This is a genomic window from Rhodopseudomonas palustris, from assembly GCF_003031265.1.
GTDB lineage: Bacteria > Pseudomonadota > Alphaproteobacteria > Rhizobiales > Xanthobacteraceae > Rhodopseudomonas > Rhodopseudomonas palustris_H.
The window spans coordinates 994,173-1,015,109 of record NZ_CP019966.1 but is presented as its reverse complement, the minus strand read 5'-3'; the positions used below and the strand labels follow the sequence as shown (position 1 = coordinate 1,015,109).

At 64.7% G+C, this 20,937-nt stretch carries 19 protein-coding genes and 1 tRNA gene; 11 read left to right on the top strand and 9 right to left on the bottom strand.

Annotated features, from left to right (window positions below; genetic code table 11):
- The first annotated feature begins 54 nt into the window (after nucleotides 1-54).
- Complete coding sequence (locus RPPS3_RS04700) at nucleotides 55-678, top strand: TetR/AcrR family transcriptional regulator (protein WP_107343064.1); 624 nt, start codon at nucleotides 55-57, stop codon at nucleotides 676-678.
- A 76-nt stretch (nucleotides 679-754) separates the two neighbouring features.
- On the opposite strand, the gene RPPS3_RS04695 is transcribed toward RPPS3_RS04700, so the two are convergent.
- The 3 genes from RPPS3_RS04695 to cpdR all read right to left on the bottom strand — a co-directional run bounded on the left by RPPS3_RS04695 (nucleotide 755) and on the right by cpdR (nucleotide 1,675).
- A complete protein-coding gene (locus RPPS3_RS04695) occupies nucleotides 755-1,027 on the bottom strand; it encodes a hypothetical protein (protein WP_107343063.1) in 273 nt (90 codons plus the stop codon).
- Nucleotides 1,028-1,156: 129 nt separating this feature from the next.
- Nucleotides 1,157-1,231: transfer RNA gene (locus RPPS3_RS04690), tRNA-Val, on the bottom strand.
- Between the two features lie 84 nt (nucleotides 1,232-1,315).
- Nucleotides 1,316-1,675 (bottom strand): cell cycle two-component system response regulator CpdR, encoded by a 360-nt coding sequence (cpdR, locus tag RPPS3_RS04685; RefSeq protein ID WP_011156442.1) that lies wholly within the window; start codon nucleotides 1,673-1,675, stop codon nucleotides 1,316-1,318.
- 311 nt (nucleotides 1,676-1,986) lie between these two features.
- Between cpdR and RPPS3_RS04680 the strand changes: the two genes are divergently transcribed.
- The 3 genes from RPPS3_RS04680 (at nucleotide 1,987) to hisN (ending at nucleotide 4,683) form a co-directional block, all read left to right on the top strand.
- Entirely contained in the window at nucleotides 1,987-2,874 is an 888-nt protein-coding gene (locus RPPS3_RS04680; protein WP_107343062.1) for an N-formylglutamate amidohydrolase, read from the top strand.
- Between the two features lie 155 nt (nucleotides 2,875-3,029).
- Nucleotides 3,030-3,203 (top strand): Flp family type IVb pilin, encoded by a 174-nt coding sequence (locus RPPS3_RS04675; protein WP_107343061.1) that lies wholly within the window; start codon nucleotides 3,030-3,032, stop codon nucleotides 3,201-3,203.
- 697 nt (nucleotides 3,204-3,900) lie between these two features.
- Nucleotides 3,901-4,683, top strand: a complete 783-nt coding sequence (gene hisN / locus RPPS3_RS04670) for a histidinol-phosphatase (protein WP_107346434.1) — start codon at nucleotides 3,901-3,903, stop codon at nucleotides 4,681-4,683.
- 15 nt (nucleotides 4,684-4,698) lie between these two features.
- On the opposite strand, the gene RPPS3_RS04665 is transcribed toward hisN, so the two are convergent.
- Nucleotides 4,699-5,283: a TetR/AcrR family transcriptional regulator gene (locus RPPS3_RS04665; protein ID WP_107343060.1), complete on the bottom strand. Its 585-nt coding sequence runs from the start codon at nucleotides 5,281-5,283 to the stop codon at nucleotides 4,699-4,701.
- 62 nt (nucleotides 5,284-5,345) lie between these two features.
- Between RPPS3_RS04665 and RPPS3_RS04660 the strand changes: the two genes are divergently transcribed.
- Nucleotides 5,346-5,777 carry a VOC family protein gene (locus RPPS3_RS04660; protein WP_107343059.1) on the top strand — a complete coding sequence of 144 codons (432 nt, stop codon included), beginning with the start codon at nucleotides 5,346-5,348 and terminating at the stop codon, nucleotides 5,775-5,777.
- Between the two features lie 32 nt (nucleotides 5,778-5,809).
- On the top strand, nucleotides 5,810-6,577 hold the full coding sequence (locus RPPS3_RS04655) for a sulfite exporter TauE/SafE family protein (protein WP_107343058.1): 768 nt from the start codon (nucleotides 5,810-5,812) through the stop codon (nucleotides 6,575-6,577).
- A gap of 14 nt (nucleotides 6,578-6,591) precedes the next feature.
- Here the strand turns inward: RPPS3_RS04655 and RPPS3_RS04650 are convergent, their stop codons facing one another.
- Complete coding sequence (locus RPPS3_RS04650) at nucleotides 6,592-7,224, bottom strand: LysE family translocator (protein ID WP_107343057.1); 633 nt, start codon at nucleotides 7,222-7,224, stop codon at nucleotides 6,592-6,594.
- A gap of 194 nt (nucleotides 7,225-7,418) precedes the next feature.
- On the opposite strand from RPPS3_RS04650, the gene RPPS3_RS04645 reads away from it, so the two are divergent.
- Complete coding sequence (locus RPPS3_RS04645; protein ID WP_107343056.1) at nucleotides 7,419-8,804, top strand: lytic murein transglycosylase; 1,386 nt, start codon at nucleotides 7,419-7,421, stop codon at nucleotides 8,802-8,804.
- A 38-nt stretch (nucleotides 8,805-8,842) separates the two neighbouring features.
- Here RPPS3_RS04645 and RPPS3_RS04640 read toward each other — a convergent pair whose 3' ends face one another.
- Nucleotides 8,843-9,097, bottom strand: a complete 255-nt coding sequence (locus RPPS3_RS04640) for a hypothetical protein (protein WP_107343055.1) — start codon at nucleotides 9,095-9,097, stop codon at nucleotides 8,843-8,845.
- A 345-nt stretch (nucleotides 9,098-9,442) separates the two neighbouring features.
- Between RPPS3_RS04640 and dapA the strand changes: the two genes are divergently transcribed.
- Both dapA and RPPS3_RS04630 read left to right on the top strand, forming a co-directional pair.
- Complete coding sequence (gene dapA / locus RPPS3_RS04635) at nucleotides 9,443-10,360, top strand: 4-hydroxy-tetrahydrodipicolinate synthase (RefSeq protein WP_107343054.1); 918 nt, start codon at nucleotides 9,443-9,445, stop codon at nucleotides 10,358-10,360.
- Between the two features lie 146 nt (nucleotides 10,361-10,506).
- Nucleotides 10,507-12,207: an SGNH/GDSL hydrolase family protein gene (locus tag RPPS3_RS04630; RefSeq protein WP_107346433.1), complete on the top strand. Its 1,701-nt coding sequence runs from the start codon at nucleotides 10,507-10,509 to the stop codon at nucleotides 12,205-12,207.
- A gap of 111 nt (nucleotides 12,208-12,318) precedes the next feature.
- Here the strand turns inward: RPPS3_RS04630 and RPPS3_RS04625 are convergent, their stop codons facing one another.
- Nucleotides 12,319-13,053, bottom strand: coding sequence for an SDR family NAD(P)-dependent oxidoreductase (locus RPPS3_RS04625; protein WP_107343053.1), 735 nt, complete (start codon nucleotides 13,051-13,053; stop codon nucleotides 12,319-12,321).
- A 139-nt stretch (nucleotides 13,054-13,192) separates the two neighbouring features.
- Between RPPS3_RS04625 and RPPS3_RS04620 the strand changes: the two genes are divergently transcribed.
- Both RPPS3_RS04620 and RPPS3_RS04615 read left to right on the top strand, forming a co-directional pair.
- Nucleotides 13,193-13,969, top strand: a complete 777-nt coding sequence (locus RPPS3_RS04620) for an SDR family NAD(P)-dependent oxidoreductase (protein WP_107343052.1) — start codon at nucleotides 13,193-13,195, stop codon at nucleotides 13,967-13,969.
- An 864-nt stretch (nucleotides 13,970-14,833) separates the two neighbouring features.
- Entirely contained in the window at nucleotides 14,834-18,256 is a 3,423-nt protein-coding gene (locus tag RPPS3_RS04615; RefSeq protein WP_107343051.1) for a hypothetical protein, read from the top strand.
- Between the two features lie 275 nt (nucleotides 18,257-18,531).
- On the opposite strand, the gene RPPS3_RS04610 is transcribed toward RPPS3_RS04615, so the two are convergent.
- Together RPPS3_RS04610 and RPPS3_RS04605 are read right to left on the bottom strand one after the other, a co-directional pair.
- Nucleotides 18,532-18,936, bottom strand: coding sequence for an endonuclease domain-containing protein (locus RPPS3_RS04610; protein ID WP_107343050.1), 405 nt, complete (start codon nucleotides 18,934-18,936; stop codon nucleotides 18,532-18,534).
- Nucleotides 18,937-19,359: 423 nt separating this feature from the next.
- Nucleotides 19,360-20,814 carry a glutamate synthase subunit beta gene (locus RPPS3_RS04605; protein WP_107343049.1) on the bottom strand — a complete coding sequence of 485 codons (1,455 nt, stop codon included), beginning with the start codon at nucleotides 20,812-20,814 and terminating at the stop codon, nucleotides 19,360-19,362.
- Nucleotides 20,815-20,937 lie beyond the last annotated feature (123 nt).

The window sequence follows — 20,937 nt, the reverse complement described above, 5'->3', positions numbered from 1 at the left end:
CGGGCCAGCAACTCCTTATACGGAACATCGTTCCGTTTATCAAGAGGTATTCCTGTGCCCGAAAAGCGGCCGCGCAAAGACGCCTCAGCGGCCGGTACGCCGCGTCGGGTCCGGGCGGACGCGCAGCGCAATCTGAAGACGCTGCTCGAAGCGGCGCTGGCGGTCTTCGCGACGGCAGGCGTGGATGCGCCGGTGCGCGACATCGCCGAGAAAGCCGGCGTCGGCGTCGGCACGCTGTATCGGCACTTCCCGCAGCGATCCGACCTGATCGTGGCGGTGTTCCGCAACGAGGTCGATGCCTGCGCCGATGCAGCCGCAGCCCTGGCAGCCGGCTATTCGCCCCTCGAGGCGTTGTCGCGCTGGATGCAGCGCTATGTCGACTTCATCGCGACAAAGCGCGGTTTGGCGGCGGCGCTGTATTCGGGCAATCCGGCCTATGACAGCCTGCCAGTCTATTTCGAACAGCGGCTCCGCCCCGCGCTGCAATCGCTGCTGGATGCGGCCGGGGCGGCCGGCGAGGTTCGCCGCGATGTCGACCCGTTCGATTTGCTCAAGGCGGTGGCACAGCTCTGCAATTCCGCGCCGGGCGGAGATCCCGACCACACCAGCCGGATGGTCGGGTTGCTGACCGATGGCCTGCGCTACGGCGCAGTTGGCAGCAAGGCCAATCCGGGTTGAGGGGATGCTGCGGCCGCGCCGCTGGGATCCACCCGAGACGAAAAAACGGCCTCCGCGAGGGAGGCCGTTGGTCGTCTTAATCGTCATCGTGCTCGATGATCACACGGCGGCGGGGTTCTTCACGGTATTGCCGGCGAACCACGACGGTCTCATCGGGCTCGCGCTCGCGATAGATCCGGCGCTCGCGCACATACCGATCCTCATGGCCGTAATACGGGCCGTGACTGGTGCCGACGGTGACACCTGCCGGCCCCACTCCGATGCCGACTTCATCGGCGCTGGCCGGCGCAGCGGCGGCGGTGGAAAGAGCCGCCAGCGCGGCGGCGGTGATGGCAATCTGCTTGATCATCGTGTCGCTCCATGCCGAATGGCGATGTTGAGCCAATTCGTCGCAGGCAGCTTCGTTCCGCAAAGCAAAGCGGCCGCCGAGCGGTCAGACACGAGATCGGGGAAGATGGAATTCGACGATGCTGGGGAATGGTGGGCGCGACAGGGATCGAACCTGTGACCCCCTCGATGTCAACGAGGTGCTCTCCCGCTGAGCTACGCGCCCTCAGATCGTCTTCACGGGTGGCGTCCCTATATCGGCTCCGAGCCGGTCAGGCAAGGACACCAAAGCAGGATTTCGACGCCAATTTTACGCGGCGAGCATCTTATTCACTTCGCTGACCAATTCCCGCAGGTGCACCGGCTTGGCCAGGACCTTGGCGTTCTTTGGCGCGTCCGAATCGGAATTCAGCGCCACCGCGGCGAATCCGGTGATGAACATGATCTTGATGTCGGGATCGAGTTCGGAGGCGCGGCGCGCCAGCTCGATTCCGTCCATCTCCGGCATCACGATGTCGGTCAGCAGCATTTCGAACGGCTCTTCGCGAAGCCGCTGGTAGGCCGACATGCCGTTGTCGAACGAGGAAACCTGGAATCCGGCGTTTTCCAACGCCTTCACCAGGAAGCGGCGCATGTCGTTATCGTCTTCGGCGAGGAGAATTTTGTGCATGGTGGCTGGAACTTCAAATCCGGGCGAGGAAAACCGATCGATCCAGTTAGACCGAAGTCTGGTAAATTTCGGGTGAAATTCCCATCGCCCATCAAGTGAGGAAGCGGGGATAATCCTGCGCCCGATCGGGCTCTGAATCAACAAATCCGCAAGCGGGCACTTTTGTTCGGCTCCAGCGTTTTCGACACCGCTCTCTGGAATGATTTTGCTTGGCAGCGCCGGCCCTATTGCCGACAATACCGCTCACCAAATCACCAGATGCGCTGTCGCAGAGGCAGGAGACGGGCGGATTTGACGAGTGGCGGACGACGATGACCGAGTTCGACGGTGAGTTCTCCCCCGCCTTCGAGATCGCCGAACCGGCGGTCTGGCGCGCCCCGATCATTTTCAATTCGCCGCATTCCGGTTCGGTCTATCCGAACGCCTTCCTGAACGCCTCGCGGATCGATCTTGAAGCGCTGCAGCGCTCCGAAGATTCGTTCATGGACGAGCTGATCGGCCACCTGATCCACGACGGCTTTCCGGTGGTGCGGGTGCATTTCCCCCGCTCCTATATCGACGTCAATCGCGAGCCCTACGAGCTCGATCCGCGGATGTTCAACGGCCGGCTGCCGAGCTTTGCCAACACCCGCTCGATGCGGGTCGCCGGCGGCCTTGGCACGATCCCGCGCGTGGTCGGCGACGGCCAGGAGATCTACCACGAGCGCATCCATATCGACGACGCGCTCGGCCGGATCGAGACGCTGTACAAGCCGTATCACCGCGCGCTGCGCCGGCTGATCAACCAGGCGCACCAGCAGTTCGGCTCGGTGCTTCTGGTCGACTGCCATTCGATGCCGTCGGTCGGCATCTCGCGCGACGAGCCGAAGCGGCCGGATGTGGTGATCGGAGACCGCTACGGCACCAGCTGCTCGCCGTTGATCGCCGCCGTGATCGAAGAGACGATGGCGGCGCGCGGCTATTCGACCGGCCGCAACAAGCCTTATGCGGGCGGCTTCATCACCGAGCATTACGGCAACCCGGCCACCGGGCTGCACACCGTCCAGGTCGAGCTCAACCGGGCGATTTACATGGACGAACGGCTGCGGCTGCGCAGCGACCGCTTTGCCACCGTGGCCGAGGACTTCAGCCGCCTCGCCGAGAGGCTGTCCGAGATACCGCTGGACGATCTCCGCCCGTTTCAGGCGGCAGCCGAGTAGCTGGCTGGCGGACCCAAGTGCCGTTTTGCCGCTTATCCGCGTCAATCGGCGAATCGTGCTCCTAAATTCACGGGAACCGATTCAGCCGGAATTAACGTGGAACCCGCAATCTTCAGTTGTGAACCCCAAACCGCAGGCTATCCTGGGAGAACAACGTGAAGCGTCTTGTTCTGAAATTCTTGTCGGAAGAATCCGGCGCCACCGCAATTGAATACGGTCTGATCGCCGCCGGCATCTCGCTGGCGATCATCGCCGCAGTCACCGGGCTCGGCGACAAACTGAATTCCACTTTCACGTCGGTGAAAGACGGCCTCACCGGCGGCGGCTAGCAGACGGTCGATCGCGTCAGGACTGCACCTTTAAGAAGCCGGGCTCCACGGCTTCTCGACGGCGTTCTCACCTGCCGCTCTCCGACCTGATGCAGGCCGAGAGAGGTATGGTGCGGCCGAGAACCGCCGACGGACACCCGCGATCAGGTGGCTGCTGGCGAAGCGCAAGCGGCCACCGACGAGCAGACAGCGCCGCTGGCGCTGCCGAGCCTCGATCCAAAGAAAAGACAATCCAAAAAGAAAAAAGGGCCGCTTGCGATGGCAAGCGGCCCAAGTCTAGGGAGGAAACGCCCAAGGAGGGCAGCGATAGCGCGAGGCGCTACCGCACCGCAACAATATGCGACCGCGCCGCACAAAGCGCAAGTGTTTTCAGGCGATTTTCCATGCAAAAAACGCATGTCAGAGCACCGTCCACGCCGCGGAACTGCTGAAATTATTTGAGACAGATCAATGAGATGAATGAGGTCGCGACCAAAGCCCGCACCGCATCCTCGGGCGATTCCGAGCGGTCTTGTCGCACCTAGTTCCCGCAGCGCCGCGAGCCGCTTCAAAGCTGTGAGTGCGGCTTATTGCCGACGATTCAGACTATGGACCGGGAGTCACCCGCCATAATAAAGGAGCAAGGGTTCGGCCGCTCCCGTCTAAGATGGTGGCGCGGTTCCATGTCCCGCCCGCAATGCTCGCAAAGGATCGCTCCGTGACGGTCATCGATTTCGCCGCCTTTATCGGCCGCCTTGCGACCTCGTCGGGCGACACCATCCTGCCGTTCTTCCGCACCACGCTGACGATCGACAACAAGCAGCCCGGCCGCGATTTCGATCCGGTGACCGAAGCTGATCGCGCCGCCGAAGCGGTGATGCGCCGGCTGATCAAGGCGAGCTTTCCCCAGCACGGCATCATCGGCGAAGAGTTCGGCAACGAGCGCGAAGACGCCGATTACGTCTGGGTGCTGGACCCGATCGACGGCACGAAGTCCTTCATCGCCGGCTTTCCGGTGTGGGGAACGCTGATCGCGTTGCTGCACAAGGGCGCGCCGGTGTTCGGCATGATGCATCAGCCCTTCATCGGCGAACGCTTCTCCGGCGACAATGGTTCGGCGACGTACAAAGGCCCGTCCGGCGAGCGCAAACTCGGCGTACGCCGCTGCGCCGCTATCAAGGACGCGGTGCTGTTCACCACCTCGCCGCTGCTGATGAACGCCAGCGACCGCGGCATTTTCGAGAAGGTCCAGGCCGAGGCGCGACTGACCCGCTACGGCGGCGACTGCTACTCCTACTGCATGCTGGCCGCCGGGCAGCTCGACCTCGTGATCGAAACCGAGCTGAAGCCCTACGACGTCGCCGCGCTGATTCCCATCATCACCGGTGCCGGCGGCATCATCACGACCTGGGACGGCAAGCCGGCGCAGAATGGCGGCCGGATCATCGCGGCGGGCGACAAGCGCGTGCACGAAGCCGCAATGAAGATCCTCAACGCCTGAACCACGCTTTAGCGGTTATAACCGCAGTCCTTCGATCAGCGCCCGCAGTACAGCGAGGCAGCTCCCGCGGTCGCCTCCTTGCGCGATTTCGAGCGCGGCGCGATCGAACGCGGCGCCGAGCAGCTTCGCGGCCGCCTCGACCGGAATCGGTGCGATCGCTTGCTGTTCGATCGCCGCCGCCAAGCCCTCCCGCAGCGTCCTGACGCCGTGCTGCGCATCGATGGCATCGACCTCGGCACGGCCAAGCACCGCAGCCGCCTCAATCAGCAATAGCCGCGTGCGGCCCGGCACGGCCATCGCCGCCAGATAGGCTTCCCCCCCGGAGATCAAAGACTCGAGCGGTGGGCACTCGTCGGCGCCGGCCTCGACCTCCGTGGCGACGGCCGCGGATTCGGCCTCGACGACGGCCCGGAACAGCGCCTGTTTGTCGGCGAAGTGGTGATACAGCGCACCGCGCGTGACGCCCGCGGCCTCCACCAGATCGGGCGTGCTGGTGGCCGCATAGCCGCGAACCACGAATGCCTCGCGGGCCGCTGCGATCAGGGCCGCCTGGGTGGCACTGGACCGTTCGGGGTTGGTGCGTCGCTTCGTCGCCTTCATACATTCAGCCTGCATGTTTTATACATACATACTGTATCTTTTTGTTGGCGAGGAGGAAAGCGATGCGATCGACCAGCTACTACCCGGTGATCATGACGTCGGATGTCGCCGCGACGGCAGCGTTCTACTGCCGGCATTTCGGCTTCCGTCCGCTGTTCGAAGCCGACTGGTACATGCACCTGCAGTCGGCCGAAGATCCTGCTGTCAATCTGGCGATCCTCGACGGCCAGCATGCGACGATTCCCGAAGCTGGCCGCGGCCAGGTGTCAGGCCTGATCCTGAACTTCGAAGTCGACGATCCGGACCGCGAATATGCCCGGCTGCAGCAAGCCGGCCTGCCGATCCTGCTGTCGCTACGCGATGAAGATTTCGGGCAGCGCCATTTCATCACTGCCGATCCGAACGGCGTGCTGATCGACATCATCAAACCGATCCCGCCGAGCGCGAACTACGCGGCGCAGTATGCAGGTGGCGCCGCTGCCGCACAGCCATGAGCGAAGCATGGGTTGCGTGAGGCTCGGCGAGTGTGCAATCTGCGGCAGTGTTCGATCCATTTCTCCTCATCATCGCTGCGGTCTTCGCGTTCGCCGGCTTCATCAAAGGCGTGATCGGTCTCGGTCTGCCGACCGTGTCGATCGGATTGCTCGCCGTCGCCATGCCGCCGGCCCAGGCGGTCGCCATTGTCATCGTGCCGGCGATCGTCACCAACATCTGGCAAACCTTCGCGGGCAGCTATCTGCGGGACATCCTGCGCCGGCTTTGGCCGCTGCTGCTCGGCACCGTGATCGGCATTCGTCTCGGCGCCGGGCTGATGACTGGCCCCTATGCCCGATACGGGTCGCTGGTGCTCGGCGTGCTGCTGGTCGCTTATGGCATTCTCGGCCTCAGCAAGCGCAGCTTCCACGTCGCGCCGAACCGCGAGAAATGGATCGGCGGTCCGGTCGGGCTGATCACCGGGGTGATCTCGGCGGCGACCGGCGTGCAGGTGATTCCCTCGATGCCGTATCTGCAGGCGATCGGGATGGAGAAGGATGAGCTGGTCCAGGCGCTCGGCGTGTTCTTCACCACCGCGACGCTGGCGCTGGCCGTCAACCTCACCGACGCCGGCCTGCTGTCGACCGCCACCGCCCTGCCCGGCCTGATCGCGCTGGCGGCCGCGTTCGCCGGCATGTTCGGCGGCCAGGCGGTGCGCACCCGGATGCATCCAGACACATTCCGCCGCTGGTTCTTGATCGCCCTGATGGGGCTCGGCCTGTATCTCGCCGCCACCACCCTCGTGAAGCTGGTCGGCTAGTAGCGCGTCCTCGGTCAGGCGCGCGCCAGCGCCACCCGGATGCCGAGCGCCACGAACAGCGCCCCAAGACCTCGATTGATCCATTGCAGCACCGAGCCGGAGCGTCGCAGCCGATCCGCCGCCCGCGCCGCGAAGGCCGCGAGCGCCAGGCAATACAGCGTGCCGTTGACCACGAAGATCAGCCCGAGCACCAGAAACGCCAGCGCCTTGTTGGACGCATCGGCGGCGACGAACTGCGGCAGGAAGGCGAGAAAGAACAGCGCCACCTTGGGGTTCAACACATTGGTGAGCATGCCCTGGCGAAACACCGAGCCCAGCGACAGCGTCGGGGCAGCGCCTGCGGTTGCGGTGAAATCGCTCGGCTTCGACAGCAGCATCCGCAATCCCAGCCAGATCAGATAGGCGGCGCCGACCCACTTGAGCACGCTGAACGCCAGCGTCGACGCCATCAGGAGCGCCGACAGGCCCGCGGCCGCAGCCGCAACGTGGACCAGGCAGCCGGTGCCGACGCCGAGCGCCGCAGCCGCCCCGCCGCGCCAGCCGAACTGCAGGCCACGGCCGACGATGTAGGCGGTGTCCGGCCCAGGCGTGACATTGAGCAGCAGCCCGGAAGCGACGAACAGCCAGAAGTCGTGAATGCCGAGCATCTCGGTCCCATTTCCATGCGCGTTTCCCACCATCCTCCGGCGATCGCGCCGGCCGTCAAGGGCCGCCTGCGCACGTGAAAACTCGGTACGGGCGCGGGCGGCCGGACGGCAAAAAGCCGCTTTGTTAAGCTGATGGAAACCATCACGGCGCCTCCTGCCCCGGGGGCCTCGCAACAGGTGGGATGCAATCGGCGATGACGGGACACAACCGGCTGGCAGCTGCCGCGCTCGCGGCATGGTTCGGCGGCGTGGCGCTTTCGGCCACGGCGGCGCAGGCGCAATCCGGCAATCCTCTGAACTTCCTCGACAGCATTTTCGGCAATCCGTCGCCGAGCCGCCCAGCCGCGCCCGGCGCGAGCGCGCCCTCCGGCGGCAGCTCCGCTGCACAGCCCTGGAGCGGCGAGGACGGCGCTTCGGGCCATCCGCTGATGACCGCCGCCGCAATCCGCGAGGCCGCGGCGAATTTCGACAATTGCGTCGCGGCGATGTGGCCGGACGCGGCGCGCCGCGGCATCTCGCGCGAGTCGTTCGAGCGCTACACCGCGGGCCTGTCGCCGGACCTGCGGCTGATGGACCTGATGGATTCACAACCGGAGTTCACCAAGTCGATCTGGGATTATCTCGACATCCTGGTCAACGATACCCGCCTCGCCAGGGGCCGAGAAATCCTGGCGCAGTACAAGCCGCAGTTCGACGCGGTCGAGCGCGCTTACGGCGTCGACCGCTACATCATCGCGTCGATCTGGGGCATCGAATCGAACTACTCGACCCAGATGGGCGATCGCTACGTGGTGAACTCCACCGCGACGCTGGCCTGCGTCGGCCGCCGCCAGGCGTACTTCAAGGACGAATTCCTCACCGCGCTGGAGATCCTGCATCGCGGCGATCTGCGGCCCGAGCAGCTGCGCGGCTCATGGGCTGGCGCGTTCGGCCCAACCCAGTTCATGCCAACGGCATTCAAGCGCTTCGCGGTCGACGCCGATGGCGACGGCCGCCGCGACGTGGTCGACAATCCCTACGACCTGATCGCCTCGACCGCCAATAACCTGAAGAAGGACGGTTGGCAGACCGGCCAGACCTGGGGTTACGAGGTCGTGGTGCCGAAGGGCTTCAACTACATGCTGGCCGACCGCCGCCAGACCCAGACGCTGGCGCAATGGGAGCAGATGGGGCTGCGCCGCGCCGGCGGCCAGCCGTTCCCGCGCTCGAGCGAAAAGGCCTATCTGCTCGCTCCCGCCGGCGCCGCCGGACCCGGCTTCCTGATGCTCACCAATTTCCGGGTGATCATGAAGTACAACCCGGCCGAGGCCTATGCGCTGGCGATCGGCCATTTCGCCGACCGGCTGCGCGGCGGCGCCCCATTCGTCCAGGACTGGCCGCGCCAGGAGCGCGCCCTGTCACGCACCGAAAAGCTGGAATTGCAACAGCTCCTCGCCCAGCGCGGATTCTACCGCGGCACGCCCGACGGGCAGTTCGGCTCCGAAACCCGCAGCGCACTGCGGAATTTCCAGGCTTCGATCGGCGCACCGGCGGATGGATTTGCGACGGGGGAAATGTTGGAGAGGTTGAGAGGGCGCTGAGTTCAGCGCGTCCCTCGAAGGCTAGGTCTGACGAGTAATTACTGCTGCGGGCTCGGCGTTGGTGCAGCACCAGTTGTTGTGCCCGCTCCTCCGGCTGTCTGCGGCGTGGCGCCAGTTGCGGTGACGCGCCACACCGTGTTGCCGACGTCGTCGGCAATCAGCAGGGCGCCGATGCAAGCAATCGGGATAGGTACCAGCATCGGATGAATCGGATGCGCGCCGATCCGCGCGGTCGATGTCAGTCGGAGTGAGTTTGCATGGACTGAGTGTGCGGGGAATGCGTCGTGCGCCATGGCGAGAATCCGCTGCCGTCTTCCTGACAAGTGCGAACACCGGCGGTGCCGCGATGTTCCTGACGACGGCGGAGTAAGCAGGCCCATTCACGGCATTGTTTGCGGCAGACGCGCAGGCCGAAGACCGGCGCCCGGCTTGACACCCGGCAGCGCGCCGCCCATCCTCCGCCGCATGATCCGCCGTGCCGCCGCTTTGAAATCGAAATCCCGCGCTCCTTCAGGGGCCGGTGGCTTGCGCGCGCGATAGATCAATCTCGCCTTCACGCATGCACCCAACCCCGCCGGTTTCGACGGGGTTTTTTGTTGCAAGCTCCGCCTCCGGCCCGACCTCTCAGGAGACCGAAGATGGAGACGACCCTGGACGCGACAGCCGAACAGCCGCGCGGGCTATGGCTGCCGCTGATCACGCCGTTTCGAGACGGCGCGCTCGACGCCGCATCGCTGCGCCGGCTGATCACCCACTACGCACGGGCACCACTCGACGGGCTGATCCTCGGCGCCACCACCGGCGAAGGACTGACGCTGGACGAGACGGAGCTCGAACGCCTGGTGATGCTGACCGCCGACGCGCTGGCGGCGGGCGGCCGCAAGCTTCCGGTGTATCTCGGGCTGTCCGGCAGCGACACGCGCAAGCTGGTGGAGACTCTGGCGCGGACTGCACACTGGCCGACCGACGGCGTGCTGATCGCCTGCCCGTACTACACCCGTCCGTCGCATCAGGGACTGGTGCTGCATTTCGAAGCCGCAGCCGACGCCACCGCGCGGCCGATCCTGATCTACAACATTCCGTATCGCACCGGCGTCAATCTGCAGAACGAGGCGATGCTGCGACTCGCCGAGCGCGCCAACATCGTCGGCGTCAAGGATTGCTGCGCCGATCCTGCGCAGACCGCCGAGCTGCTGCGGCTGCGGCCGCCGGGCTTTGCGGTGCTCACCGGCGAGGATGCGCTCGCTTTCGATGCCTTGAGCCGCGGCTGCGACGGCGCGATCCTGGCCTCGGCGCATCTGGAGACCGAGGCGTTCGCCGCGGTGATGCATCGGCTGCAGGCCGGCGACCGGCTCGGCGGGGCGACCGAATGGCAACGCCTCGCCGACCTGCCGAAGCTGCTGTTTGCCGAGCCGTCCCCGGCGCCGGTGAAATATGCGCTGTGGCGGCGCGGGCTGATCGACAGCCCGGAGGTGCGGCTGCCGACGACACCGGTGTCGCCCGCGCTCGCCGCCGCCCTCGATGCGCGGCTCCTGCCCGGCCGATCCGCGGCTTAGACGATCCGATGCGGCCCGGCCGAAGCCCTTGACGGGCGCGGCCGGGCCCGCCTTATGGAGCCGGCGAAAGCTGCCCGGTTGCGGCCCGAATCCGCTAGTATAGGGATCAGCTTCCGTTTTTCCGGTGGCGATTGCGCAAGATCCGCATGTCCGACAAGCCGAGATCCTTCTTTGGCGTCTTTACCGAGCGCGGCCCGCTGGGTGCGCTCGCGGTCGCCGGCGTGCTGCTGTTCGGCATCGTCGGGCCGGCCTCGGCGCAGTTTTTCGATTTCGGCGGCCCCCCGCCCGCCCGCCAGCAGCGTGGCGGCGGCGGTGGTGGCGGATTCGGCTGGTTCGGCAACGACGTGTTCCAGCCGTTCCACCAGAACCAGCCGCAGCGCCGTGCCGCCCCGCGCGAGGACTATTCCAAGGCGCCCGCGCCTGAGAAGCGCGAGACGATCCCGGATCGGACCGTGCTGGTGCTCGGCGACTCGATGGCCGACTGGCTCGGCTACGGCCTGGAGCAGGCTTACGCCGAGCAGCCCGAAATGGGCGTGGTTCGCAAGTTCAAGACCATCTCGGGCCTGCTCCGCTACGCGCAGAAGGGTGAGCCGTCGGACTGGGTCGCCGCCGCCAAGGAGGTGATCGCCCAGGAGAACCCGGACGCGATCGTGGTGATGCTCGGCCTGTCGGACCGCATTGCGATCCGCGAGCAGGCGACGACGCCCGAGAAGGACAAGAAGAAGGACGACAAGGCCGCCGCCAAGCCCGGCGAAGAGGCCAAGCCGGACGCTAAGACCGACAACAAGACAGACAACAAGACCGACGCGAAGCCTGACGGCAAAACCGACGCCAAGCCGGACGACAAGGCCGCCGACAACGCCGCTGCAGACGACGACGAGGATGACGACGACTCGCTGCGGATCATGAACGAAAAGGGCAAGCGCGCCGCAGGCGGCGTCGCCCAGTTTCGCGAGGATCGCTGGTCGGAGCTTTACGCCAAGAAGATCGAGGACCTGATCAACGTCCTCAAAGCCAAGAACGTCCCGATCCTGTGGGTCGGCCTGCCCGCGGTGCGCGGCACCAAGGCGACCTCGGACATGCAGTTCCTCAACGCGCTGTATCGCGACGGCGCCGCCAAGGCCGGCATCACCTATGTGGATGTCTGGGACGGCTTCGTCGACGAAGGCGGCCGCTACGTGTTGCAGGGCCCGGACTTCGAGGGCCAAATCCGGCGGCTGCGTTCGTATGACGGCGTGTATTTCACCAAGGCCGGCGCCCGCAAGCTGGCGCACTACGCCGAGCGCGAGATCGCCCGCCTGCTGGCAGCACGCAGCGGCCCGATCGCCCTGCCGACCGAACCGGCCGCGCCCGACACGGCCGCCAAGCCTCCGGCAGGCCCGGCGCCGCGCCCCGCTGCCGGTCCGATCCTGCCGCTAGTCGCTTCTTCAGTGTCGACCGACCGCCTGCTCGGCGGCCCGGGCACCGCGCCGGCGCCGGTCGATGCGCTGGTTGCCCGCACGCTGGTGAAGGGCGAGCCGCTGTCGGCGCCCGCCGGCCGCGCTGACGACGACGTCTGGCCGCGCCGGGAAGTGTCGATCGAAAAGGCGCAGGAGCCGCCGCCGCCGAAGGAGCAGCCGAAGCCGGAGACCCCGGTGGCAAGCGCCAAGCCCAGCGGCGGCGCGCCGAGCGCTTCGGCGGGAGCGCAGCCGCCGCAGCAACAACAGCAGCGCCGTGTCACCCGCTCCGCGCCGCCGCCCCCGCCGCCGACCGCGTCCGGTTTCTTCGGCTTCGGCGGTCCGCCGCAGCAGCAAGGCCGCCGCGCGCCGCCGCCGAGCGCGTCGGGCTTCTTCTCGATCTTCCGCTGAGGCACACGCCCCTCTCGTGGTCATTCCGGGCCGCGCTTCGCCTGTCCCGGAATGACGACTGGTTAGTTCGCAGGATGGGTTGAGCGGAGCGAACCCATCCTGCGAACTCCGTTACAAAATCAGCCCGCCGTCGACCACCAGCGTCTGGCCGAGCACATAGGCCGACAGCGGCGACGCCAGGAACAGCGCGGCGCCGGCCATGTCTTCGGGCGTGCCGAGGCGCTTCATCGGGATGCCTTCGATTGCGCCGGCGAGCCGCTTCGGATTGTCGGTGGTGACCTTGGTCATCTTGGTATCGACCAGGCCCGGCGCGATGCCGTTGACGCGGATGCCGTCCTCGGCCCAGGCCTGCGCCAGCGTCCGGGTCAGCCCGTAAGCGCCGGTCTTCGACGCGTTGTAGGCCGGGTTGCCCTTGGTGGCGTGGAACGCCGCGGTCGACGACACGATGATCAGCTTGCCGGACGCCGCCTTGAGCTGCGGGTGGAATTTCGCCGCGCAGGCCATCAGGCTCATCAGGTTGACTTCCATCACGTGGCGGAAGCCGTCCATCTCGAACTCACCGCGGCGATAGATCACCGCGCCCTGCGCCAGCACCAGCACGTCGAGCCGCTCGATCGGCGGCGCGAACGCGTCGACCGCCTGCGCCTTGCCGACATCGAGCTGCACGTAAGTCAGTCCGTCGAAATGGCTGCCGTCTTCAGCCGAGTAGTCCGACGGCGCCGCGCGCGTGCCGGTGACGCAGACCTTGGCGCCGCGGGTGCGAAACGCCTGCGCGATGCCGTTGCCGATGCCGCTCGAACCGCCGACCACCAGCACCTGCTGGCCACTGAAATCGAGATCGTTCACGCGCGTCCTCCTGTTTGTTGTTGTTCGTCGTCTGCGCGACGTTTGACCTGTGTGTCGATCGATGCCAGCCTTGTCAATCGGAAGACACGCGCGCCGCGCGCCCGCACATTCCGCAACAAGAAACAACCGGAGGAAACCGATGTCGTACAAGCCGCTCAGCCGTTCCGTCAAAGGCCTGCGCGTTCTCGTCACAGGCGCCGCGAGCGGCATGGGCCGCGCCACCGCGCACGTGTTCGCCGACGAAGGCGCACGCGTCGCCGTCACTGATGTCGCCCTCGCCGGCGCGCAGCCGGTCGTCGACGCCATCAAGGCGCGCGGCGGCGATGCGACCGCGTTTGCGCTCGATGTCGGCGACGCGCAGGCGATCAAGAGCGGCGTCGAGCACATCGCGCAATCACTCGGCGGGCTCGACATCGTCATCAACAATGCCGGCATCTCGGCGGCGCTGCCGATCGATGATGCGGGCTACGATGCGGTGTGGGAGCGCGCGCTCAACATTCTGCTTACCGCGCATCCGCGCGTGATCCGCGCCGCGCTGCCGTATTTGCGCAAGTCGCAATCTCCGCGCATCGTCAATATCGCCTCGACCGAAGCGCTCGGCGCCACCGCAACTCACAGCCCATACTCGGCGGCGAAAGCCGGCGTCACAGGCCTGACGCGCTCGCTCGCAGTCGAGCTCGGCCCCGAAGGCATCACCGTGAACTGCATCTGCCCCGGCCCGATCACCACCGGAATGACCGACCGCATCAGCGCCGACCACAAACAGAAATACGCCCGCCGCCGCACCGCTTTGCACCGCTACGGCGACCCGGAAGAAGTGGCCCACATGACGCTGAGCCTGTGCCTGCCGGCGGCGTCGTTCATTACCGGCGCGGTGATCCCGGTCGACGGTGGTTTGATGGCGCGGAATGCGTGAGGAGATACGCGAGGCTGCGTTCCTCGCCCCGCACCGTCGTTCCGGGGCGCGTAGCACAGCTACGCGAACCCGGAACCCCGAAGCGTTCTGCCGCCTTGAGCTGCCGGGGTCACGCAGCTTCGCTGCGCGCCCGGAATGACTCATGGATAGTATGTAAACCCGTGGGTAGTTTGTACTTCGCAGCGTCGCTCCGCCCCAACCGTCATCCCCGCGTAGGCGGGGATCCAGTATCCCAGAGCGCTCGCAGCAAAGCACCGCATCGCCACAGGCGCTCTGGAATACTGGGTCGCCCGATCAAGTCGGGCGATGACGCCGTGAGTGAGGCAGGCGCCCCGCATCTCCCCGTTGTCCGATCCACGTTTCAAACAGCCACGGCCAATCGTTCTCGCGGCTCGATGAGCCCGAGTTGTGCGCCCGTCGCTATCGCAGCGAGGGGCTGGGGCGCGCCGTGCGGCGCTAAGGGTGGATCTTGTCGCGAGGGCTTGCGATCCCTCGCGCAACGCCTCACGGCGCGCCCACCGCGGCGATCTTTGGGCCGAAGGACCGTTCTTCCGGGACACAGCGAGCTTGCGGGCTTTCCCCGGCCTCCACTGTACCCGTCCAGCCTCTGAAGCGGCGGCCGCTCGTAGTAGCGGCGGACGGTGACCCTCGGCCTCCCGGGCCACGTGGCTGCGAACCACGCAACGCAGGACGCCGCCCCTCTCCCCGCCTCAAGACGCCTCCGGAGGCGCCCCTCGATGAGAGAGGGTTTTGTGTATTTATTCCTATTGAACACGCTTGTCAACCCATAGGATCGCATCTAGACCACCGCAAGTCCCCGGATCAACGCTTCGCTATAAATCGTTCATTTCCTAGAGCATTTGCATGGACGAACCCATCAACACGTTTGATATTTCGCTTGAACAGCAGAATACAGCAGCACTGATCCAGCGATTGCTCGGACAACGCATTGCGGATCGATACGTTGATTTTTGCCGCTTGGCGGCGGGCGCATTTCCACTGCGCGTTTCGAGCCCGGTGGCCGCCCACGCCCTGCGTGAGTTGGAATCAATCCTGCGGCAAACGCTAGAAGTCCCCATGGACGTGGCGATCACACCGTCACGGGAGCAGATCGAACGGATCGAACAAGCAAAGGCGCAGTTGCAGGCACTTGGATTCAAGGACGACGAGATACAGCGTGTGGCCAAGGAACTGAAGCCGAGACTGAGCCACAAGCAACAAATACAAGCAATCGCAACGCGTCTTGGCCTTGCGCCCGATGGTGACATCGCAAGGGCGTGGAATTCGATTTCAGGGGCAAACGCAGAGGCGCATGGGGGACGTGCGCTTCATCAGTCGATCGTCGTCGACGATGCATTCCGGGCCGATTGGCAGGCGCCATTCGATACCGTCATGCGCGGCCTCATGATCGCCCTTCAGGGAAAATACGCGGCGTTCGTGCAACGGATCGACCAGTTGATTGCAATGCCAGATCGCGGCGCGGCAGCGACAAGCTTCTCAAAGGAAATCCCGGGGGCCTTGCCGCTGCTCTGGCATTTCTTCAACAAGCTGGAGACACCGGATTGGCTGCCTCATCTGGCAAAGCGAAACCTGCTTGCCGCCCCGTTGTCGCAAGCCGATGAGGCCGGAGTCGATGGCTCGTTTCTGCGCCAGTGGCCCGCGGGCCGCTACCTTCTGCGTATGGCGAAATCGTCTGACGCCAAAGCCCGTGCATTGATCGCGGATACCCTTCGCAGCGTAGCCGAATCCAAGCATCCCGATGTTCAGCAGATGGCACTGGAAATCCTGGCAGCGCTTCCCGCAAACGAGGCGGCACCATTGGTGCATCTTGCCGAGGCATGGTTGACCCCAGACGCCCGTTTCATCATGGCTCAGGGACCGCACGAGTTGATCAAAACCCTCGCACAAGGCGGCGAATGTGACGCCGCCCTGCGCGTGACGCGCGCCGTGTTCAAAGTCTTTGCGGAGAACGAGAGGCTCGCTACGCTGTTCGGCAGCCACATGTACGAGCACCACTTGCCGGAAGCTATCGACTCAATCGCTCCGGTCTGCAAGGCAGATGCGGTCGCCCTCGTCTCCGATCTGCTCGACCAAGCGGTTCGTATCAGCCGCAAGGTGACGGATGATCCATCTCATGATTACACCTACTTCCTATCCGGAGAGGTTTCCGAGCACGGCATCAAGCATGATGTGATTGACGCGCTTGTTGGCGGGATTGTCAGGGCGTCGAAGCTTGCCATCGAGGCCGACCCCGCCTGTATGCGCGATATCGTAATGCGTATCCGGGGTCATTCGCCGAAGGTTTTTACCCGGATTGTCCTGCATGTACTGTCGATCAATCCGGCGTGTGTGCCCGATCTAGCCCAAACCTGCCTAACCGATCCCGACCTCATCGAAGAAACCTGGTGCCGCACCGAATACGGAGAGCTCGCGCGGGCGTGGTTTCCATCCTTACCCGCGTCGGTCCAGCAGGAAATTCTGGCGTGCGTGGACTCCGTTCCGGACAAATACCGTGACCGCTTCAACGAACGCTTTGAACAACACGAGAAGAGGCCTCCGACTCTTGAAGAGCAACGGAACCGCGATGAATCTGTCGTCCGGGACCTTCTGTGGCATTGGCGGGAGGTTCTGCCCGCCGACCGGCGAGAAGCCCTAGAGAAGCTCGGCGATCCCGACGCATGGCGGCATCGCCTCTATGAGCCGGAGAAGAGCCCGCTGACGGCACCGGACTTCTCGACCACGCCAATAGAGGAAATCGTCGCCTTTCTCGAAACGTGGCGGCCGTCTTCCGGCGAGCAGCGTGAAACAGCTACCGCGCTTGCACAGGAGCTTCGAAGCGCCGCCATGGGTAGTTCGTCCCTCTATTCGACAAACGCGGCACGTTTCGCGCAACTTCCACCCATCTATGTGCGCCGCCTCCTTGAGGGGCTTTCGAACGCGTCGAACAATAAGAATGGTGTGGACTGGAATGGCGCCCTTGTTCTGATCGAAGTGGTGGCGCGACCAGCAGTTAAGCCCTTGTCGAGTGGAATCGAGGGCGACGACCCAGATTGGTCTTGGACGCGGAAAGCGGCAATCGAACTGCTTGCCTCCGGCCTGCGCCGAGGGGCCGATGGAATCCCATTCGCGTATGCCGGGCTCGTCCAGGAGCTGATCCTCGAACTATATCGCGCTGCGCCACGCCAACCGGATACGGAGAATTTTGAAGAGAGCTACCGCAGGTTTCCGCACTTCGGAGCGCAATCGACGTGGCGCGGCGCAGCGGTCGAGCTTGCCATTCTTTTCGTTTCCTGGCTCAGCAAAGATCAGGACAGCGAAGTCGGCAGGGCGCCGCGGGAAGCACTCGAAAAGCTCCCCGAGATCCGCCAGATATTTGAAACGGAATTGACTGACCGCACAGCGTCCGGGCGAATCCCCCGCGCCGTTATGGGCCGCTATCTCACTTGGTTCGCGTTCTTTGCGGACCCATGGCTACGGCAGTGCCTGCCCGCACTTCTTCCGGGAAATGACCTATCGCTCCGCGATGCTGCATGGCTAGCACATCTTAGTGCAGACAACGGCCCGATCAGTGTGCTCGCACCGGACATGCGCGATTGCTATGTGGCCGAAATCAACCGGCTTGGGAAAGACACTGCGGCCCGTGATCAGCAGCATGTGGATGATCGTCTTGCCGAGTACCTGATCATTCTCTACATCCAGGCTGCATTCGCGGACGATGTGTTTGAGCTGTTTTGGAATAGCGCCCCTGTGCGGTCGCGCCAACACGCCATCTGGTTTCTTGGTGTCCAGCTTGATCTGCCGCCCGACAAACTTCCCGCCGATTTTCGTGCACGCGCTCTGTCCTATTGGGATCGGCGGCTGGCAGCGGCGAAAGCCTCCACCACACCGGACCACTTCCGTGAGGAACTAGGCGCAATTGGGCAGCTCTTTTTTCGCAAGGGTATTTCGGACGAATGGCTCATGGACCAAGTTCTATCTATGTCCGAAGCGGGCTTCGCGCCGGGTGAGCCTTATAGGGTGATAGACCGTTTGGCGAAGATATCACCCAATTTCCCGGATCGCGCAGCTGAAACGCTCTCGACGCTGGTGAAGAATCCGCGTTTTGATCGCTGGGTTTACATGACCCAATCCGCCGGAATGCGGGTCATCTTTGTGAACGGTCTTGCAACCGGCTTTCCGAAAACGGCAGTTTGCGTTTCGGAGGCCGTTAATTACCTCGCAGCGATGGGAGATACTAGCTATCTCGACCTTCTTCCGAATCCACAGTTGACGAGACCTAAGCCATGACACCGATCAAGGTCGCTACGATCGTGATGGCGTGCTTTGGGTTTATCGCCGCCATCGTTGCGGCGCATTACGTGAGTGATAGCCTGTAGGATGGGTTGAGCGACGCGAAACCCATCGCTGCGCGGCGAGGAGGTGATGGGTTTCGCTGCGCTCAACCCATCCTACAGCGCTGCTGATAGCAAAGTGATTCCGGGTTCGCGACCTAGCGGTCGCGCCCCGGAATGACTCGGGGTGGGCTGAGATAACAACTCGACGTCAACGCCAGACGTCACCCATCACCCGCCACTCTCTCCCGCTCCTTCATGGATGGAGTGACTGGTTCGCGGCACGTGAGGTCGAATGGCAGGGGTCGCCAGCACATCGAGCACCGTCTGCATCACGCCGTCGAAGTATCGATCGATGTCGGAATCCCAGAAGTGCAGCACACGGAAGCCTTGACGGCGCAGGACAACACCGCGCTGCCGATCAGCGGTGAAATACGCCGGCATGGCGTGCTGATCGCCATCGGCTTCGATAATCAACCTGGCGGACAAGCAGACGAAGTCGACCACATAACAACCGATCGGCACCTTGCGCCGAAAGTGATAGCCGCGCGGCTTGAGCCCGCGCAGCCCAGCCCACAGCCGCGCTTCCTGCGGCCTGAGACGCTTGCGAAGTCCACGTGCGGTGGCACTGGCCACGGCTGATCCTCTCGCTCGGCTGCAAGAGATTTGATCCGCGTGGCTGCTTCGTCAACCAGGACGGGTAGTAGGCGAGTAAGATTCGCGTTTTTGGATGCGACCGCCTCTCGCTAGGTGGGAGTCCGCTACCCCTTCGTGAGGCGGCAGCGTGAAGGCAGGAGTTGCGGCTGACCGGCAGTTCGTTGCAACCACCAACGTCATTGCCGGGCTTGACCCGGCAATCCATCACTCTTCCTGTACGTAATGTTGATCGCGCGCTAATGCGCGCGATGGATGCGCGGGTCGAGCCCGCGCATGACGCTTCAGCGTGTAGCTGGCGGCGACGTCCGCAGGCCGTAGGATGGGTTGAGCAACGCGAAACCCATCGCTACGCAGCGAGGTGGTGATGGGTTTCGCTGCGCTCAACCCATCCTACGGCGCCGCCTACCGCGGCAGCGTGGTTGAGCCCATCAAAAACCGGTCGATCGCCTGGGCGCAGAGGCGGCCTTCGCGGATCGCCCAGACCACCAGCGACTGGCCGCGGCGCATGTCGCCGGCGGCGAACACCTTGTCGACCGACGTGGTGAAGTGCGACAGGTCGGCGGCGACGTTGCCGCGCGGGTCGAGCGCGACGCCGAGCTGGGTCAGCAGGCCTTCCTTGACCGGCGAGACAAAGCCCATCGCCAGCAGCACGAGGTCGGCTTCGAGCACGAATTCGGTGCCGGGGATCGGCTGGAACTTGGCGTCGACCCGGACACAGTTAAGCTTCTTGACGACGCCGCCCTCGCCTTCGAACGACTGGGTCATCACGGCGAATTCGCGCTGCGCGCCTTCGGCCTGGCTCGACGAGGTGCGCATCTTCATCGGCCAGTTTGGCCAGGTCAGCGCCTTGTTCTCACGCTCCGGCGGCGCCGGCATGATTTCGATCTGGGTCACCGACTTGGCGCCCTGGCGGATCGAGGTGCCGATGCAGTCCGAACCGGTGTCACCGCCGCCGATCACCACCACGTTCTTGCCGGCGGCGAGAATGTCGGTGCCGTTCACGGCTTCGCCGGAGACGCGGCGGTTCTGCTGGGTGAGGAAGTCCATCGCAAAATGGATGCCGCCGAGCTCGCGGCCCCGGACCGGCAGATCGCGCGGCGCTTCGGCACCGCCGGTCAGCGCGACGGCGTCGTACTGCTTGAGCAGCTCGGCCGGATCGACTGCGCCGGGAGCGCTGCCACCGACCGGCGCGCCGTAGTGGAAGGTGACGCCTTCGGCTTCCATCTGAGCGACACGGCGGTCGATCAGAGTCTTCTCCATCTTGAAGTCCGGGATGCCGTAGCGGAGCAGGCCGCCGGCCTTGGCGAACTTCTCATAGACGTGGACGTCGTGGCCGGCGCGCGCCAGCTGCTGGGCGCAGGCGAGGCCCGCCGGGCCGGCGCCGACGATCGCGACGCTCTGGCCGGTCTTGACCGCGGCGATCTCCGGCTTGACCCAGCCGTTGTCGAACGCGGTGTCGACGATCGCGCATTCGATCGTCTTGATGGTGACCGGGTTGTCGTCGATGTTCAGCGTGCACGACGCTTCGCACGGCGCCGGGCAGATCCGGCCGGTGAATTCCGGGAAGTTATTGGTCGAGTGCAGGGTGCGCGCGGCTTCCTGCCAATAGCCGTTGTAAACCAGGTCGTTCCAGTCGGGGATCTGGTTGTTGACCGGGCAGCCGGTCGCGCCCGGCTGCGGCGAACCGGTGCCGTGGCAATACGGGATGCCGCAGTTCATGCAGCGGGCGGCCTGGTCGCGCAGGTCTTTCTCGCTGAGCGGAACCACGAACTCGCTGTAGTTCTTCACCCGTTCGGCGACCGGCGCATAAGCGCGATCGTGCCGCTCGATTTCCAGAAACCCCGTGACCTTGCCCATCGAACTCTGACGCCTCGAATTCTTGTCTTCGACTTTAAGTCTTCGTTTCGTGGCCCTCATGGTTCGAGACGGCGCTTCGCGCCTCCTCACCATGAGGGGACTGTGCTGGTTGCCGGACAGCGG

Excerpts from the sequence above, each read along its gene's own strand:
- RPPS3_RS04695 (WP_107343063.1), bottom strand. The coding sequence starts at position 1,027 with ATGATCAAGCAGATTGCCATCACCGCCGCCGCGCTGGCGGCTCTTTCC.
- cpdR (WP_011156442.1), bottom strand. The coding sequence starts at position 1,675 with ATGCACAAAATTCTCCTCGCCGAAGACGATAACGACATGCGCCGCTTC.
- RPPS3_RS04680 (WP_107343062.1), top strand. The coding sequence starts at position 1,987 with ATGACCGAGTTCGACGGTGAGTTCTCCCCCGCCTTCGAGATCGCCGAA.
- RPPS3_RS04665 (WP_107343060.1), bottom strand. The coding sequence starts at position 5,283 with ATGAAGGCGACGAAGCGACGCACCAACCCCGAACGGTCCAGTGCCACC.
- RPPS3_RS04660 (WP_107343059.1), top strand. The coding sequence starts at position 5,346 with ATGCGATCGACCAGCTACTACCCGGTGATCATGACGTCGGATGTCGCC.
- RPPS3_RS04650 (WP_107343057.1), bottom strand. The coding sequence starts at position 7,224 with ATGCTCGGCATTCACGACTTCTGGCTGTTCGTCGCTTCCGGGCTGCTG.
- RPPS3_RS04645 (WP_107343056.1), top strand. The coding sequence starts at position 7,419 with ATGACGGGACACAACCGGCTGGCAGCTGCCGCGCTCGCGGCATGGTTC.
- RPPS3_RS04640 (WP_107343055.1), bottom strand. The coding sequence starts at position 9,097 with ATGGCGCACGACGCATTCCCCGCACACTCAGTCCATGCAAACTCACTC.
- dapA (WP_107343054.1), top strand. The coding sequence starts at position 9,443 with ATGGAGACGACCCTGGACGCGACAGCCGAACAGCCGCGCGGGCTATGG.
- RPPS3_RS04630 (WP_107346433.1), top strand. The coding sequence starts at position 10,507 with ATGTCCGACAAGCCGAGATCCTTCTTTGGCGTCTTTACCGAGCGCGGC.
- RPPS3_RS04620 (WP_107343052.1), top strand. The coding sequence starts at position 13,193 with ATGTCGTACAAGCCGCTCAGCCGTTCCGTCAAAGGCCTGCGCGTTCTC.
- RPPS3_RS04615 (WP_107343051.1), top strand. The coding sequence starts at position 14,834 with ATGGACGAACCCATCAACACGTTTGATATTTCGCTTGAACAGCAGAAT.
- RPPS3_RS04605 (WP_107343049.1), bottom strand. The coding sequence starts at position 20,814 with ATGGGCAAGGTCACGGGGTTTCTGGAAATCGAGCGGCACGATCGCGCT.